Origin of the sequence: Roseateles amylovorans (assembly GCF_025398155.2) — a bacterium.
In the GTDB taxonomy this organism is placed as follows: domain Bacteria; phylum Pseudomonadota; class Gammaproteobacteria; order Burkholderiales; family Burkholderiaceae_C; genus Roseateles; species Roseateles amylovorans.
The window spans coordinates 199,256-216,414 of record NZ_CP104562.2; the positions used below are offsets into that span (position 1 = coordinate 199,256).

9 protein-coding genes are annotated in these 17,159 nt (G+C 70.2%); all 9 read left to right on the top strand.

Translation table 11 applies throughout. The features are described 5' to 3' along the window. Nucleotides 1–8: 8 nt before the first annotated feature. The 9 genes from tssF to N4261_RS00905 all read left to right on the top strand — a co-directional run bounded on the left by tssF (nt 9) and on the right by N4261_RS00905 (nt 17,153). Nucleotides 9–2,252 (top strand): type VI secretion system baseplate subunit TssF, encoded by a 2,244-nt coding sequence (gene tssF / locus N4261_RS00865; protein WP_261758335.1) that lies wholly within the window; start codon nt 9–11, stop codon nt 2,250–2,252. 11 nt (nt 2,253–2,263) lie between these two features. Beyond that, on the top strand, nt 2,264–3,832 hold the full coding sequence (gene tssG / locus N4261_RS00870) for a type VI secretion system baseplate subunit TssG (RefSeq protein WP_261758336.1): 1,569 nt from the start codon (nt 2,264–2,266) through the stop codon (nt 3,830–3,832). Next, entirely contained in the window at nt 3,829–6,045 is a 2,217-nt protein-coding gene (locus N4261_RS00875; RefSeq protein WP_261758337.1) for a type VI secretion system Vgr family protein, read from the top strand. Before tssG ends, N4261_RS00875 begins: the two co-directional genes overlap by 4 nt. Then, on the top strand, nt 6,042–8,597 hold the full coding sequence (locus tag N4261_RS00880) for a DUF4123 domain-containing protein (RefSeq protein ID WP_261758338.1): 2,556 nt from the start codon (nt 6,042–6,044) through the stop codon (nt 8,595–8,597). The genes N4261_RS00875 and N4261_RS00880 overlap by 4 nt, the downstream gene beginning before the upstream one ends. Then, entirely contained in the window at nt 8,594–9,844 is a 1,251-nt protein-coding gene (locus N4261_RS00885; protein WP_261758339.1) for a hypothetical protein, read from the top strand. Before N4261_RS00880 ends, N4261_RS00885 begins: the two co-directional genes overlap by 4 nt. Continuing rightward, a complete protein-coding gene (locus tag N4261_RS00890) occupies nt 9,844–10,230 on the top strand; it encodes a DUF4280 domain-containing protein (RefSeq protein WP_261758340.1) in 387 nt (128 codons plus the stop codon). The genes N4261_RS00885 and N4261_RS00890 overlap by 1 nt, the downstream gene beginning before the upstream one ends. A 13-nt stretch (nt 10,231–10,243) precedes the next feature. Beyond that, nucleotides 10,244–11,581 (top strand): type VI secretion system baseplate subunit TssK, encoded by a 1,338-nt coding sequence (gene tssK, locus N4261_RS00895; protein ID WP_261758341.1) that lies wholly within the window; start codon nt 10,244–10,246, stop codon nt 11,579–11,581. 162 nt (nt 11,582–11,743) lie between these two features. After that, nucleotides 11,744–13,162, top strand: coding sequence for a type VI secretion system protein TssL, long form (gene tssL, locus N4261_RS00900; protein WP_261758342.1), 1,419 nt, complete (start codon nt 11,744–11,746; stop codon nt 13,160–13,162). Further along, nucleotides 13,146–17,153, top strand: coding sequence for an ImcF-related family protein (locus N4261_RS00905; protein ID WP_261758343.1), 4,008 nt, complete (start codon nt 13,146–13,148; stop codon nt 17,151–17,153). Before tssL ends, N4261_RS00905 begins: the two co-directional genes overlap by 17 nt. The last annotated feature ends 6 nt before the right edge of the window (nt 17,154–17,159 follow it).

The following is a 17,159-nucleotide window of genomic DNA, read 5'->3' on the forward strand; positions in this document are numbered from 1 at the left end:
CAGTCGCCATGGATGCTCGTCTGCTGAATCACTACAACCAGGAACTGGGCTACCTGCGCGAGTTGGGCGCCGAGTTTGCTCAGGCCTTCCCGCAGCTGGCGGGGCGGCTCGACATGGGCTCGCTGGACGTGGCCGATCCCTACATCGAACGGCTGCTGGAAGGCTGTGCCTTCCTCTCTGCACGCATCCATCTCAAGATGGCGACCGAGGCACCCCGGCTGTCGCACCGCCTGCTCGAGCAGGTCTATCCGCATTTCACCGCGCCGACGCCGGCGATGGTCGTCCTTCAATTGGCCACCCGACCCTCTGCGGACTTGCTCAAGGGGCTGACGCTGCCCCGCGACACCCGGCTGTTCAGTCCGCCGGTGGGTGCCGCAGCCAGGCGCTGCGAGTTCCGGACCGCACAGGACACGCGGTTGACCCCGATCCAGGTCGAGCGGGCCAGCCTGACGCGGCATCTGGCCGATGTTCGGCTCGATCCGCATGCGCTGTCCGCCCTGGCCGCTCCGCCGTTGAGCGCTCTGCGCCTGCAACTGAGCCTGCCGGCCGGGCAGCGGTTTGATCAATTGGCGCAGGACCGGCTTCGGCTCTACCTCAGCGGCCCCCGCGACATCAGCGCCCGATTGCATGAGTTGTTGCTGACCCACTATGTGGGCGTGGTGGCCGAGGTCGGCGCAGGCGTGGCCGCCGAGGCGTCGGCGGAGCCGGATGTCTTCTCGCTGCAGGCGCTGCGCGACCGCCGTTCGGGTCTGGGGGAGGGGGCTGTCGGCGATGGCGCTTGGCAGCGGCCGTTGCCGGGGGCCGCGGTGCGCGCGGTCGGCCTGGCGGACGACGAAGCCCTGCTGCCGGACACGCCCGCCGGATTCTCCGGACTGCGACTGTTGCAGGAAAGTTTGACCTTCCCGGAGCGACTGCTGTTTGTGGACCTCGTCGGTCTGGCTCCGGCATTCCGGCGGCCAGCCACCGGTCGTTCCAGCCGCCTGGCGCTGGTGCTGCTGCTCTCCGACCCGGCGCCGCAGCTTGAAGGGATTGTCGGGGCCCATCACCTGCTCACCAACTGTGTGACGGCCATCAATCTGTTTCCCCATCGCGCCGACCGGTTGGATCTCCATGACCGAGACCATGAGCACCATGTGGTGCCCGATCGCACCGCGCCGCTGGATTTCGAGGTTCATGGTGTGCAGTCGGTCGTCGGCATCGATGCCTCGGGGAAGGAAGGACCCTTGCAGCCGCTCTACGGCAGCGCCGGCGCGGCGGCCGGCGAGCCGGCTTACTCGCTCCGGCGCGAACCGAGGCTGCCTGGCACCGGCCCGGGGGCGTTGGCCGCTCGTTCCAGCTATGCGGGAACCGAAGTCTTCCTGGCGGTGGTGGAGGGCGAGGGCAGCGCCCATCCCGGGCCTGCGGACGCGGCGTCGACCTCCGGTCCCTGGCCGGGCGACACCGTGGCGTCGCCGCGTGCGGCGGATCGTCGCGCAGTGGTGGCCGATGCCGTCCCCCCGTCGCCGTCGCCGGGATCTTCTGAGCGCAACTGGCGCCACGGAGACGCCGCAGCGGCGAACGAGGTCCAGCCGCGCGATGGGCTCGGGCGGCCATCGCCGGCATGGCGTCCCAGCGCCTTGGCGCTGCGGCTGCGCTGCACCAACCGTGATCTCCCGTTGTTCATCCCGTTGCACGCGCCGGTGACTGCGTTCGCTCCAGGGGCGGCGTCGGCGCCGGCGCCCTTGCAGGAGGGCCGTGAGCCCCTGTCGACGGGCTTCACCGTAGACAGCGACGCGCCGCTGCTGGGCGCCTCGGTGGTGGCGGGGCCGTCCCGCCCCCTGCCTGCCACTTTGGCGGGCGATGCCACCTGGCGCTTGCTTCAGCTCCTGCCGCTGAACTACCTGTCGCTGCTCGATACCGACGGCGGTGAGGCGGCCTCGGCCTTGCGTCAGATGTTGGGATGCCTGCCGCAGGCGGCGGATCCGGCGGTGCGTCGACAGATCGATGCCCTGCAACAGGTGACGGTGCGCCCCGCCGTCCGGCGACATCCCGCCCCTGGCCCGATGGCCTTTGCCCGCGGCCTGGTGGTGACCCTGGTCGTGGATGAACTTGCCCACCCGGGTGGCAATGCCTTCCAGTTCGGGCTGGTGATGCATCAGTGGCTCTCGCGGCACGTCACGATGAACAGTTTTGTCGAGACGGTCTTGCAGTCCCTGTCTCGGGGGGAAGTCGCTCGCTGGGCGCCGCGCCTGGGAGAGCAGCCCTCGCTATGAGCCCCCACGCCATGGACAGATCCGCCACCGGCCCTGCCCCGACCGGTGAGACCTCCGCGCCCCTGCAGCAGATGCAGCAGGGTGCGGCGGAACGGGTGAATCCACCGCGTCTGCAAAAGCCGCAGCCGCAGCCGCAGCCGCAGTCGGACCTGAATCCGAACCCGAACCCTCTGCAGCGGCCGAGGGCGCAAGACACGCCGGATGCGCTGCACGCGCCACGCGTTTGGCAGGGCGCGCCGCAGACCGACATTGCCGGCCCCGCGGTGACCTCCGGCGCCTGCGCGAGCGAGGCACGGCGTCTGTGGGCGGTGGCCCGTCGCTCGCCGTCCTCATTTGGACTTTTTCCTTTGTTGCGCCGGATCGAGGCCACGCATCCGCACCTGCCCCGATTGGGTGCGGCGCTGACGCCGGGCCTTGAGCCCCTGCGGATCGGCCAGGTGCCGGACCTGACCTTTGCAGCTACATCGGTCAGTGCCGTCGATGATGGGCTCCAGGCGGGTGCTTCGATCGATGCCACGGATTCACCCGGTGCCACTGACCCCACTGAACCCACTGACCCCCCCGAAGCCGCCGCTGACGTCCCCGCATCCGGCGCGCCCATGGCCCCGATCCAGGGCCGTGCAGAGGGCGATCCCGACACTTCGGTCGCGCCGACCGTGCCGCGCATCGACCAACGGGTTTTCGGTCTGCTGGGGCCGGGTGGGCCCTTGCCGTTGCATTGGACCGAGTGGGTGCGCGACCGAGAGCGCCACGGCGAGCCTGCCCCGCGGCGCTTCATGGACCTGTGGACCCATCGCTTCGCCTTGCTGTTCTACCGTGCCTGGGCGCAGCCGAACGGACGCGCCGCCTTGGGCGAGTGGGATGCACTGATCGGCCTGGGCTTGGACGGGCTGGGCCAGCGCGATGCCTTGGAGGACGACCATCGTCGTCGTTGGTTGGGGCGATTGGCGCGACCGGTGCGCGATGCCGACGGGCTCGCGCGCTGGTGTGCACAGGTGGTCAACGGTCCGGTGTCGGTTCAGCAATGGCGAGGCTGGTGGATGCCGCTGGAGGCGTCGTCGCTCACACGTCTGAACGGAGGCCAGCGGCTGGGGCGGGGGGCCGTGCTGGGCCGATCCGTGTGGGATGTTCAGCATGGGGTGCGACTGCACATCGGCCCGGTGCCGCTGTCGGTCTATGGCGCGCTGCTTCCCGGCGCGACAGGCCATGCGCGACTTCAGGCCTTGGTGCGGCACTGGGCCGGCCTGACCTTCGACGCGGATCTGGTGTTGCTGCTCCGGCACGCGGACGTTCCGCCACTGAGGCTCGGAGGAGAGGCCCGGATGGGGCGGACCGCCTGGCTGCGACACAGCCGGCCTGCCCAGTCGCCCGTCCGGGTGGGCGTGCGGCTCGATCCTTCGTGTGCGGGACATCCCACCCGCGCTGGGCCACCCACGGACCCCTCCGAGTGGACCCGTCCCGGCCAACCGCCCCAAGCAGAAGGCCGCGCCGGCGAGCGGGGTGTGGCCCTGCCGGCGGATCCCCGCCCCGGTGGCCATCCCGCTCGGGCATCGCATGGCTTGTCGGAGACGCCTCCATGAGCGACGCCGTGTTCCGCTCGCCCGATGCCGTGTCGCAGCTGTTCGTGGATCGGCTCCTTGCCTTCGAGGCGCTGGGCCAGTTGCCGGAGTATCAGTTGACGCTGGCGCATCCGGCCGCCCTGCCGCCCCTGGCGATTGCGGAGTGGATCGGTCGTCCGGCGGGCGTGTCCTTTCCGGTGCCCGGCCGGGATGGCGCCAGGCGCCATCTGCATGGGCTGGTCACCCATGCCGAGTTGGGTTCGCCCCCCGCCGGTTGGACCTCCGCCGAGGACGCGACCCGGAAAGGCGCCTTGCCCGCAGCGCGCTACCGGGTCACTTTGCGACCCTGGCTCTGGCAACTGGGTCTGGGCGCCTGCTTTCGCGTCTTCCAGGACTGCTCGGTCCGAGACATCCTCGAACGGATCTTCTCGCGCTATGGCGGCCTGCCGCGCTGGGAGTGGCGAGGTGCCCGCCTCCCGGTGACCCGGCCGATGACGGTTCAGTATGGCGAGTCCGACCTCGACTTCGTCCACCGGCTGATGACGCAGGACGGGCTGTACTACTGGTTCGATCACGGGCCGGAGTCGCACACGCTGGTGCTTTGTGATGGCACCGAGCCGGCGCAAGCCATCCCCGGGGGGGCGCTCCGCTGGGCCGCTGCGACCGACCCCGACGAGGCGGCGGCGGTCGACGATCGACTCCTCACGCAATGGTCACGGGCGTATGCCTGGCAGCCCAGCGAGGTCAGGGTGCAGGACTTTGCCGCAGAGCAACCGGCTCGGTTGCTCGAGTCGTCGGCCACCGCCAGGGACAGCACCACCGGGTCGACCTCGAACTGGCACCTCTTCCCGGGTGGCCAGGATGATCTGTCGATGGATACCGCCTGGCAGGCGCGACAAGCCGAGGGCGACCGCCTCGCCCACCTGGCGTTGGCGCGCCACCAGGCGGAACGGGATCTCGCGACCGGACTGTCTCCCTGCCGCAGCCTCAGCATCGGGCGAACCTTCGACCTGCAGGGCCATCGCAGCGATGCCCAGCGCTATCGCATCACCGCCACCGTCCTCGAATGGCTGCGGGCGGCCGGGGAGGGTGAGGGCTCGCTGGTCTTCGGCGGCAGCGCGGCACACGCGGAGGTCGGCACCCGCTTTCGCTGCCGCTTCAATGCCATCCCTGCCCGAATCGCCTTTCAGCCGACGTACCGGCGGTCCGCGCCCAGGGCCGCCGGACCTCAGACGGCCACCGTCGTCGGTCCGACCCCCGATGCGGTGCACACCGATGAATTCGGCCGCGTTCGCGTGCGCTTTCACTGGCAGCGCGGCGGCGGCGCGTCCGACCGGGCCGGCGACACGATCGGCGAGGGCGGGGCGGGCGAGTCGGCGCAGACGGCCTGGGTGCGGGTCGCGCAACCCGGGGCAGGTGACCAGCTTGGGATGGTGCTGCTGCCGCGGGTCGGTGACGAGGTCGTCATCGACTTCCTGGACGGTCAGCCCGACCGACCCCTCGTGACCGGCCGCTTGTTCAATGGTGCGCGTCGTTCACCGTATCCATTGCCGGCACACAGCGCGGTCAGCGGCTGGCGCAGCCGCAGCCTTGGCGGCAGTCCGTCCGAGTTCAACGAACTGCGCTTCGACGACCGCCTCGGGCAGGAGTACGTCTGGCTGCAAGCCCAGCGCGACCTGCATCTGAAGGTGGGCGGCGACCAGCAGGCCAGCGTGTCCGGGGCATCCGTGCGGCGGGTCGAGGGGGATGATCGACACCGCATCGGCGGCAGCGCGCAGGTGGACATCGCCCAGGCGGCCCATGTGCGCGTGGGTCACGACACCCACGCCAGCCTGGGCGGTGACCTGAGGCTGTCGGTGGCGGGCGGGGCGGGCCTGTTGGTGGGGGAGCAGCTGCAGTGCCTCATCGACGGTCCCGGCCGACTCCGGCTGGCCGAGGGTCTCGATGTCTCAAGCGGAGGCACGGTGCGCGTGGGCGCGGACCTGTCCATTGAAATGAAGGCGCCGTTGTCCCTGGTGTTGGAGTCGGAGGTCTGCATCAGCCTGAAGGTGGGTGCCAGTTTTCTGACGATCGGGCCGGAAGGCGTGTCCCTGAGCGGCCCGCTGGTGAACATCAATTCCGGTGGCTCGGCATCGACTGCCGGCGAGGCCGCAGTGGCTCACCCGGCCGCGCCGGAGCCGCCGCAGCCGTTGGATCCGGATGCGGATCCGCTGCATCCGCAGGAGGCCCCGTGACCCGCCACGTCGATCCTCAGGCCTTCGCAAAGACGGAGGTCGCGCGCCTGTCGATCCCGACGAGCGACGACGGGTCGGCCTCTGTCTCGGCCTCTGTCTCGGCCTCGGTCACGGTCTATGCCTGCCTGACGGAGGCCGCGCATCGGTCGCCCGCGCTCCTGGCCGACTGGCAAGCGCTCGGGCGCCGGGCGCGTCCCCTGAGCGCCGCGCTGTGGCCCACCGATTCGGTGGCAGGGGTGCCCCGCCTGACCCACCTGCCGGTCGGCCACGCGTGGACCCTTGCCCTTGACGAGGTGGCCGGCCGTGAGGTGCCCGACTGGGGCGTCCGGATCCATGCGACGTTGGACCTCATGGCCTTGCGTCGACATGCACGCCGTCACGCCCAGCCGGACGGCCCGGACGGCCGGCGCACCGAACTTCCCTGGATGGACCCCGTGGTGTTCCGCCGGCTGATGGCGGCCCCGGACCGCGAGCGTTCGCTGGGCTGGTGGGGCAGTTGGTGGACCGGTGTCATCGCCGTGGAATGGCCCATGCGTCAAGGCCGCGAGTGGATCTGGCAACGGGTCCAGGCGCCGCGCGAACCGACCGGCTCGTACCCTGCGGCGGAAGACATGGACATGGACATGGACATGGCTGAGGCTGAGGCGGAGGCCTTGGACGTGGACGTGGACTGGAAGGGCGACGAGAGGGGGGGCGATCGTGGCGCGGTCCATCCGGCTTCCAGGGAGACGTCGCGGACCGCGCGTTCGATACCTCGTCTCTCGGTGGCCCAGCAGCAAGCGCTGGCGTTCAGCCCGCCGAACGGAGGCCGCGCCCAGGAAGGCGCTCGCGGGTTCGACGCCGATGGCGGCGCGGCGATGGGTGCCGAGTCAAGGATCGCTTCGTCGGCTGACGCTGAGCCGTGCCGCATGAGCGCCTTGACGCTCACCTGGCGGCCGTCCCTGGCGGCGTTTCCGGTCGGATCTTCGGTCGAAGCGCAGAGGCCCCCGACGCCGGAGCGCTCAGCACCTCTTTTGCTGTATGTCCATCGCGATGGGCAATGGCAACGTCAGGCGCTGAAGGTTGGCGCTGTCGATCACCTGGTGCTGGACCTCGACGAGGCGTCGCGACTGCAGCAACTGCATGTCCTCACAGTGGGCCTGGATGCTGGTCCCAGCTCCGGCACTGGCACTGGCACTGGCGTTGGCGCTGGCACTAACACTGGCGCTGATGCTAATGCTGGTACGCGGCCCGATCTTGATGCCGGTTCTCCTGCCACGCTGGAGTGGCAAGCGACCCTCCATGGACGTTGCCGCCATGGTCACCCGGCGCTGCGCCTGCGCACGAGTCACGGCGCCTGGCACCTGCCCCAGCTTGGCGGCTTGACCTGGGTAGCGCGTCTGTCGCCTCCCGCCGCCCCGGACCGACGTCGCATGGCCGCGCGGCCCATGCCCGCGTGGAGCCTGCTCAGCTGGACGAGCTGCGCCGGCCGCAAGCCCGCCGGCGCCGTTCCCGCGACATCTCGTTCCGAGGCACAGGCGGCACCGATACGGATCGCCGCCCATGCCGCCAACCAATGCCTGTTGACGTGGGCGCGGTCCCCAGGTCCACGTGGCAAATGGCCAGCACCCACTCTCAGGCCCACGGCCACTCGCATCTGGCAGGAGTGCGATGGTCAGCCGGCGCCTGCCCAGGACCATGAAGGCGCCTGGGCGGCGCTGGATCGCCAATGGAGCCGGGCGCTCGACCAACTGACGGATCGGTGGGCGCGGGCGCTGGGTCTTGTCGCGGTCACCCTGGAGGGGCCCAGCGAACTGATCGTCGGCCACGGCGGCATGGCCTGGGGCCACGCGCCACGAGATCCAGCGGCCGGCCTCGACCCCACGTCGGCGTCGCAGGGGGCCACCCAGCCGCCTCGCTGGCGGGTCGCGGCGGCGTGGCAGCTGTCCCCGGGGCCGCTGGCGTTGCGCTTCAGCGGACGTTGGCGGCCGGATCCTGGTGGGCCGTCTGCGTGGTTGACCCTCTGCTGCGAGATGGCACCGGACGACGGCTGCATGAGCTGGGAGGTCGACGATCTGACCCCCACCACGCTGCTGCCGCAGCGGCGCTGGCAGGCACCTTGGCGCCTGTCGATTCGCTGTGACGCTCATCCGCAAGGCGATTGGGTGGCGCTGGACGGCGGCAACGATGTCCAGGCGCTGCGCCGTGCGCCGCGGCCGGAATCGGATGACTGGGGCACCCACGCGGTCGACGCCAGCTCGCCGGCGAGCGCCGCGCCCCATGCGCCCCATGCATCCGAAGCATCGGGCGCATTCGGCCCAGGTCATCCATCCGATGGGGATGAAGCCATCGCGCAGGCTGAGGCACCTGAGGCACCTGAGGCGCCTGCCGCGCGACCCTGCCTCACGGTGGACCTCGGACTCGTGCGTGTGGCCGGGGGGCTGGGGCTTCGCGTGCAGGCACGGGTCGATCCGCTGCAACTGCGCGTGCAGGTCGGCAGTCGTTGGACCGGCGTGGCCGCGCATCGACTCACCCTGCCCGAGGCCGTGCTGGTGGACTGGACCTGGTCATGACCGCGCGAATCTTGAGTGTGCTGGTGTGGGCGCGCGCCTGCCAGGCCTATGCCACCTTCAACGGGGTGGCGGTGACGCGGGCATTGCCGTGGCAGGCCGGTGAGGGGTTCGGTGCACCGGCCGCCATTCACGAGTACGTGCGTGCGGGAGCCAACCAATTGGCCTTGACGGTGGTGTCGTGGGGGCCAGGCGGCCACGCAACCGGCTGGCCGGCCGGTGCCCGCGCCGTCGCCTGGTTGCTGCTGACGGAAGTCGGCCACCCGGTCGATCCCCAACGCTCGCAGTTGATCGCGCGCTGTGACTGGCCGGCCGATGACACCGCGTCCGCCGCCGCCACGACGAACGCCCACGCGGGCTCTGATGGCACCGATGGCACCGGCTCTGGTGGATGGATCGACGCCATTGCACGACTGGCCGCGGGCCTCCACCCGGCACTTCAGGCGTCCAACTTGGCGTCCTTCGCCTCGTCGTCCAAGGCCTCGTCTCCGGCGTTGCTTCAGGAGGCGATCCTGGCCCGTTTCCGGTCGTCCACGGTGGTCACGGACATCCCGCTGCATCTGGACTTTCCGCGCTGGCGCTGGATCGACGCAGTCCCCGGCGGTGGGGCCGCCGACGAGATCGGTGCCGGCGCGGCCTGGTCGCGATTCAGGGCCCTGTGGCCCTGGCGCAAGCATCCCGGCGCCGGTGCGACCGGTGACGCTGCCGCCTCAGCCGCTCTGGCCCCAGCCGGCGAGGATCAAAGCTCCGGGGCCACGCCCACGCCCACGCCCACGCCCACGCCCACGCTGCCCCCTGGCCCCCGCCCGACCGATGACCAGAGACGAGGACCTCAGCGCGACAGCCCAGGGACCCGCGCCGGCGGCCTCCGAGCGGCGCGGTCGACCGGTGTGTCGACGGTGACATTGGCGCACCGGCTGCTGGCCACACTGGCGGACGAACTTCAACGCGGTCAGCTCGATGGCCTGCACCGAGCCCTTCAAGCGCGCGATGAAGAACTGGCCTGGGCTTATCCCGGCCCGCCGGCTTCGGATCCTGCGCAGTGGGCGCGCGCCATGGCGGGCACCAACGCCTGGCGGGTGCCTGCCGAGGCGGATCTGCGGTTGTTGCCATGGGCCGGCGGGCGGCTGCTGGAATGTGTCGATGCGGCGGGGCGTTGCGCGCTGGTCGGCAGGGATGCGCATGGACGACCCCGCCAACTGCCGTTGAGGCTCGGTTGGTGGTCGGGCGAACTGCAGGTGTTGCGCTGATGGCCCTGCACGTCTGCACCGGTGCGCTGCTGCAGTGCAGCTTCGGCCTGCTGCCGGCCGTGTTCACCGCCACGCCGCGCCCGGTGCTGACCGCCGCGCGGCCTGCCGGCACCGTGCTCGACCATCTGCCGCTGGTTCACATCCCGTCGTTCGGCCTGTGCCGTTGTGCTGGCAATCCCTCGGTGGCCGCCGCCACGGCCGCGGCGCTGGGGGTGCTCACGCCGATGCCCTGCCTGCCCGCCACCCCGTTGCCCTGGCTGCCGGGCGCGGTGACGGTGCTGCTGGAGGGCCAGCCGGCGCTGGACGACGTCTGCACCCTGGCCTGCGTCTGGGGCGGCGAGATCCGTGTGCTTCAGGCCGGTCAGTTCACTCACCAGATTCCTTGAGAGGCCGCATCCCATGACGTCATTTCACAGCGTGCTTTGGTCGGAGGGGCAGTTGTTGCAGCCCCAACATTTCCAGCAGGAGGCCCGTCATCAGGCCCACCAGTGGCGGATGCGGCTGGACGGACTGGCCTTGCCCACCTGGGGTTGGCGCCGGCGCGCGTTGGATCCTGCGGCGCTGTTGAATGGCCAGATCGCCGTGCGCATTGCCCAGGCGGTGATGCCCGACGGCTTGTGGGTGGATGTTCCCGGTGAGGACCCTGTGCCCGCGCCGTTGGAGGTGCCGCCTGATACCCGGGACGAGACGGTGTGGATGGTGCTGTCCCCGTGTCAGGCCGGTGTGCCGGAGACTGACCTCGAAACCCAGCCCCGCGGATCGCAGCCCCGCTTTCTGGCCTGGGAGGCCGAGCTCCATGACGCCAACGCCAGCCCGCCGCGCCGCGCCACGGTCCAGCTCAAGCGACCGCATCTGCGACTGCAGCTGGCCCGTGATGTGGTGAACGGCGAGCTGGGCTTGCCGGTGTGCCGGATCCGGGAGCGACGCGGCGACCGGCGACTGGTCCTGGACGACGATTTCATCGCGCCCACCCTCGATGTGCTCACCGACGGCCCGTTGAGTGCCCACCTGCGCGAACTGCAGGGACTGCTGCGCCAGCGCGGTGAGGTGCTGGCCCAGCGACTCACCCGGCTCGGCCGCGGCGGTGTGGACGAGATCGTCGATCTGCTGCTGCTGGCCGCCATCAATCGGGCCGAGCCCCTGGCGGCGCAATGGAGCGAGGCGCCGACCTTGCATCCCCGGGAGTTCTATCTCGATGCGTTGCGGCTCGCCGGCGACCTGGCGACCTTTCGTGAAACGCGCCGGCCGCTGCCGCTGCCTGCCTACCATCACGACGATCCTCGCCGCAGTTTCGATCCGCTGATGGACGAGTTGAGGACCTCGCTGTCCATCGCCCTGGAGCAGACGGCCTTCTCGATTCCGCTGGTGGCGCAGTCGCACGGCATCCTGGTGGCCGCGCTGGACGATCCGTCCCTGCTGACGCAGGCGCGCTTTGTGCTCGCCGCCTGGTCCGAATTGCCGCCGGAGCGGCTGCGGCGCTGGTTTCCCGATCAGGTCAAGGTGGCGCCACGGGTGGCGCTCCCGGATCTCATGCGGCTGCAGCTGCCCGGCCTGCCGCTGACCCCGGTGCCGGTGGTGCCGCGTCAGATCCCCTACCGCGAAGGCGCCGACTACTTCGAGATCAGCGTCCGCGATCAGCCGCTTTCCGCGCGATGGGATGAGGCCGCGCAACTGGCCATTCACGTGGCGGGGTCCTTCCCCGCACTCGACCTGACCTTGTGGGTTCTGAAACCGTGAGCGAATCTTTCAGCAGCAGCAGCAGCAGCAGCAGCAGCAGCAGCAGCAGCAGCATGCCCGCACGCAGGTGGGCGGTCTCTGCATCCTTGGCCTTTGCGAAGGCGTTGGCAATGACCACGGCCTGGTGGAGCGCATGCGCGTGGCGGCTCCCACATCCATTCGATGAGCGCAATCATGGGTGAGCGCCGAGACCCCTTTGCGTCGCTGGATCTGTTGGCATCCGAGGCGGCGTCCGCCGCGGATCCGCCCAGCCTGCTGGCGGGCCTCGGCCCGGACCCTGACCGCGCTGCGCCATCCTTCGAGCGCAACGCGCTGTCAGGTGCGTGGCCGGCTCGGGACGCGCATCGGCTGCTTGGGCTGGAAGTGGCGGCAGGAGCGGAGGGCAATCCGCTGATCGCCGCTGCGCGGCCTTTGCTGGCCGCCGCCGTCGCGCTGCGCGACGGCGAGTTGCCGGCACCGCCCGAGGCCACCGCGCTGCGGCAGGCGCTCATCGACGCGATCGCGCGCTTCGAGCCCTTGGCCCGGGCCGGCGGCGCCGGCGCGGAGGAGACGGCCGCCGCCCGTTATGTGCTGTGCACCTTCGTCGATGAATGCGTCGCCGGCACGCCCTGGGGCCAGGCGTCGGAATGGCCTTCACGCAGCCTGCTGGTCCACTTCCACCACGAGACCGCCGGTGGGGAGCGCGTGTTCATCCTGTTGGACCGGCTGGCGCGAGAGGTCGATCAGCACCGACGCCTGCTGGAACTGATGGCCCTGGTGCTGGCGCTGGGCCTGCGTGGTCGCTACCAGCTGCTGGACGGCGGCACCTGGCAACTGCGCCACCTGCGGCAGCGACTGCAGGCCTTGCTTCGGCAGGACAGCCCGGCTGGCGTGCAGGACCTGTCGCTGCAATGGCAGGGCAGCCCGGCGGTGCCGGTGCGCTTGAGCGACGGTGTGCCGTTGTGGGTGGTCGGCGCGCTCCTGGCGGTGCTCATGACCGCCTTGTTTCTGGGGCTTCGGCTTTCCCTCGGGCGCACCTCGGCCCCCGCGTTCGACGCACTGGCGATGGTGGGTCTGGGCGGTCATCCGCCGCGGTTGGCGCTTGAGCGGACCATGACGCCGTCGGCCTCCCCCCGACTGGTGCCGGCCTTCGCGGCGGACATCGCCGCCAATGTGCTGCAAGTGATGGACCTGGCGGATCGCTCAGTCATCCGCATCGCCGGCGATGGTCTCTTCGAGACCGGCAGCGCCGTCGTATCGGCCGCGGATGAGCCGCTGCTGCTTCGGATTGCCAAGGTCCTGAACGAGCGTCCCGGCAGCGTGCTGATCACCGGGCACACCGACGCGCAACCGATCAGCAATGCCCGCTTTCCGAGCAACTGGGCGCTGTCTCAGGCGCGGGCGGAGGTGGTGAAAGCGGCGCTAGCCAGTGTGATGGCCGCCGACCGTCTGCATTCGGAAGGACGCGCCGGCATGGAGCCGCTCGCCAGCGACGACAGCGCGGAAGGACGCGCCCGAAACCGACGCGTGGAGATCACCTGGTTCCCGTCGCCCGATGCGCTGCGCCACCTCAATGAATCGATTCATGATGACCATCCGTAGTGTCCTGCGCCAACCGCTGTTCTGGGTCGCGGTCGGACTGACAGCCGTCTCGCTGCTGGTGTGGTGGATCGGCCCGGAAGTGGTGGTGGCCAACCGGCGGCCCTGGGACAGCCTGGCCGAACGGGTGGTGTGGATCGCGGCGCTGATCCTCCTGACCCTCGTCGCAGGATGGTGGTCGGGCCGCAAGGCCTCCCGGGCGCGCGAGCAGATGTCGCGGGCCTTTGAACCGAAGGGCCACCAGGACGCGTCGGGCGCTTTGGCGGGGCTGATGCGGTCGGTGACCCGATGGCGCCGGGACCACGACATTGCCGATGTCTACAGCGTCCCGTGGTATCTGCTGCTAGGCGCTCCGGGCGTGGGCAAAAGCGCCCTCGTGCAGGATCCAGGGCTGGGGTTCCCCCAGGCGCGGGACATCGGCGAGGCGGTGTCCCAATGGCTCGGCGGGCTGCGTCAATGCCGATGGTGGTTCAGTCCCCACGCGGTGGTGATCGAGAACTCCCGTCGTCGCCTGCTCAGCGAGAGTGATGTCACCCGCGACGAAGAAGCCTGGCTGGCCTTCCTGCGACAGCTGCGTGCGGCGCGGCCGCGGCGGCCGCTCAACGGCGTGGTGGTGGCGGTGTCGGTGAGCGAGCTGCTCGGATCTGAGGGTGACTTTCAGACTCATTCGGGCCGCGTGGCCCAGAGGCTGCAGGGCCTGCGGCGGCATCTGGGCATGGCGTTTCCGCTCTACCTCGTGGTGACCCAGTGCGATCGGCTGCAAGGATTCGAGGACAGCTTCCGCACCCTGGATGCGCAGGCCCGTGAGCAGGTGTGGGGCTTCACGCTGCCATGGATCGCCCCCGCCTCGGACCGGGAGGTGATCGCCAGCCCCATCGAACGACAGCGCCTGGGCGAACGCATTGAGGTTGAGCTGACCCGGCTCACCAACCGCCTGCGAGAGGCGGTGCCGGACCGCCTGATGTCCGAGGACGACCCGCAGCGGCGGACCCGCATCTTCGCCTTCCCCGAGCAGTTCGGTCGGCTGCAGGCACCGCTTCGGGGCTTTGTGCAGGGGCTGGGATCCGGCGAGGTCGAACTCCCGTTGCTGCGTGGCATCTACTTCTGCAGCGCGACGCAAGCCCCCCGAGGCGACGGTGCCACGCTGGATCCGATCGGCGCAGTCCTGGCGAAGGCGTTGGGGCCGACTGCACCCGTGCCGGATGACGAAGTGCTCTGGCGGTCGTCCCGTCGAGCGACCGATGGATGGCCGGAGGCAGCCGCTGGCGAGATCGTGACGGTGTCCGTGGCCGAGCCAGCGGCACAGCCGCCGAACCTCCCCGGGGGGACGTCGGTCTCGATGGTCGCGCGCCAGCCGTCCGACTCGACGACTGCGGCGACGCCGGGTCGCACGGCAGACGAGGTGATCGGCATTTCAAACGGCACCGCCGTGCCGCTCCACTCGCCGACGCGCTACTTCCTGAGCCGCTGGTGGCGCGAGGTGGTGCTGGCGGAGCGCGGTCTGGCGGGCGTCAACCGGGTGGCCGAAGCACGTCGCCAGCGATGCCGGCGGTGGATTCTGGGGGCCATGGCGTTGCTGTCGATCGGGGTGGCGGTCGGGTGGGGACGGGCCTATCAACGCAATGTGGCCTATGTCGCAGCGGTCCAGGCCAGGTTGCCGGCGCTCGCGGCCGATCTGGAAGCGGCGTTGAGTCAGTCGGTGGAGCCGGCCACAACGGCCACAACGTCAACAACGGCCACAGGGCCCATGGCCCCCGAGTCCGCATCCGCATCCGATTCGGCCGGTGCCCGGACCAGGAGTCCGGACAGCGTAGAAGACGGGGCTGCGCTGGGCGAGGCCACGCTGGCCTCCCTGAAAGACCTTCTCCCCTTGCTGGAGCGGCTCTCGCAGTCGACCCGCCGTGACGAGCCGGCAACTGCGACGCCGCTGCCGCTGTTCGATCTGGGACTCTCGCAACAGGGCCATCTCGACGCCGGCCTGCAGATCGGCTATGCCCATGTGCTCAGGCATGTGCTGCTGCCGCGACTGCATCGCCATCTCGAGCAGCAGCTCAGGTTGATTGACCGTGATCGCCCCGGCCTGGTCTATGACGCGCTGAAGGGCTACCTGATGCTGCATTCGCCGCAGAATTTCGAACCCAAGGCCTTCGAGGAATGGCTCCGGCGCAGCAACGATCTCTCCGCCTTGCCCTTGAGCAGCGAGGAGCTGGCGGCGCTGATGCGGCATGTGAATCAGGCCTTCATCAAGGGCGCCTTGTTGACCATGACGACCTCGGTCGATCGCAGCCTGGTGGCTCAGGCGCGAGCGCTGTTGAACCGCCATCCTTTGGAAGGCCGCGCCATGCATCGCCTGGATCTTTGGCGCCTGGAGCCGGAGGTGCCCGGTTTTTCGGTGGTCACGGCTGCCGGCAGCGACGCCGCCTTGTTGTTCGCTCGCACGGATGGCCGGCCGCTGACCGAAGGCATCCCCGCGTTGTTCACCCGAAAGGGTTTTGAGCAGGGCTTCATGGCGCGGGTCGAGCCGGTGGTGCGTCAACTCATCAACGAGGCGCACTGGGTCCTGGGCACGCCGCCGGAGGGTGTGCCCACGCTGGCGCAGGCGCTTCGTGCTACCCGGGACCGCTACTTCCAGTCCTATGTCCGACGCTGGGACGAGTACCTGTCGGTAGTCGCCCTGCTGCCGCTGGATTCCGCTGAGCAGACCTTGAACACGGTGCGATTGCTCTCGGCACCCGACTCGCCGCTGCAGCGGTATCTTGCGGCGGCGGCGCATGAGACCACCCTGGGCGGGGGGGCCGCCTCGGTCGAGGCGGCGATGGCCGCCGCCGACCGTTTCGTCGGCACGACGACCGCCAGCGCGGCGAGCACTGCGGACTCGATGACTCCCGGCGCTCGACGGGCCGGGAGTGCGCCGCTGCCGACCGCCATGGCCGGCAAGGGGCCGGTGGGGTTGATGGGGCCGATGGGCGCCGAGGGGTCGGCGGCGTCGGTCACCGACACCCCGCTCAGTCTGACGAGTGGCGACTGGGCGCAGGCGGCCGCCGAGGTGGTCGACGCCCACTTCCAGGCCTTGCATCGCCTGCTGTCGGGCGAGCCGCCCGCGCTGGATGCGGTCACCGGTCTGTTCGGCGAAGTGCTGGTGCAATTGCAGGCGTCTGCGGAGGCGCAGCGAAATGGCGCGTCGGCGCCGGCCGACCGGCACTCGGCCGCCTTGCGCAACCTGGCGAGCAATCAACCGATGCCATTGCGTGAGCTGTTGACGACCGTTGCCGAGGCCACCTCGCGTCAATCGAGCGCGGGGCTGCACCGCACGCTGAATGACGAGCTGAGGCCGGTGACGGCGGCGTGTCGGCGCCTGCTGGCGGGCCGCTATCCCTTCGACCCCAAGTCCGCCGCAGACCTGCTGCCCGACGACTTTGTCGATCTCTTCGGCAGCGACGGCCTGCTCGACCGCTTTTTCCATGAGCAGCTCGCGCCGGTGGTCGACACCCGAGCCGCGCGATGGCGCTTCCAGCCGCGCACCGCCGCGGTCTCGTCCGAAGGCGTGGCCACCTTGCTGGAATTCCAACGGGCAGCCCGCATTCGAGAGGCCTTCTTTGCCAGCCGCCAGCCCAAGCCGGGTGCCCGGGTGGAGGTGCGGCTGATCCCCGAACGCGACGGGCCCACCGAGCTCTCCCTGCAGGTGGATGGGGTGCCGCTGAAGCTGACGGCGGGCGACGCCTCGCCGGTGGTCCTCACCTGGCCCAGCGAGCGCATTGGCGCGCAGATCCGTGTGGGGCTGCCCGGCCAGGCGCCGCTCAGTTTCGACGGGCCTTGGGCGCTGTTGCGGCTGGTGCAGGCCGCAGAACTCCAGGAGGACGCCCGACCCGAGCGGGTGAACCTGCAATTGCGCCTGCAAGGGCGCCCGGTTCGGCTGCAACTCACCGCCAACCGAATGCTTAATCCCCTGCGGTCGAAAGACTTTCAGCAGTTCCGTTGTCCGGTGCGGCTGTAAGCCGAC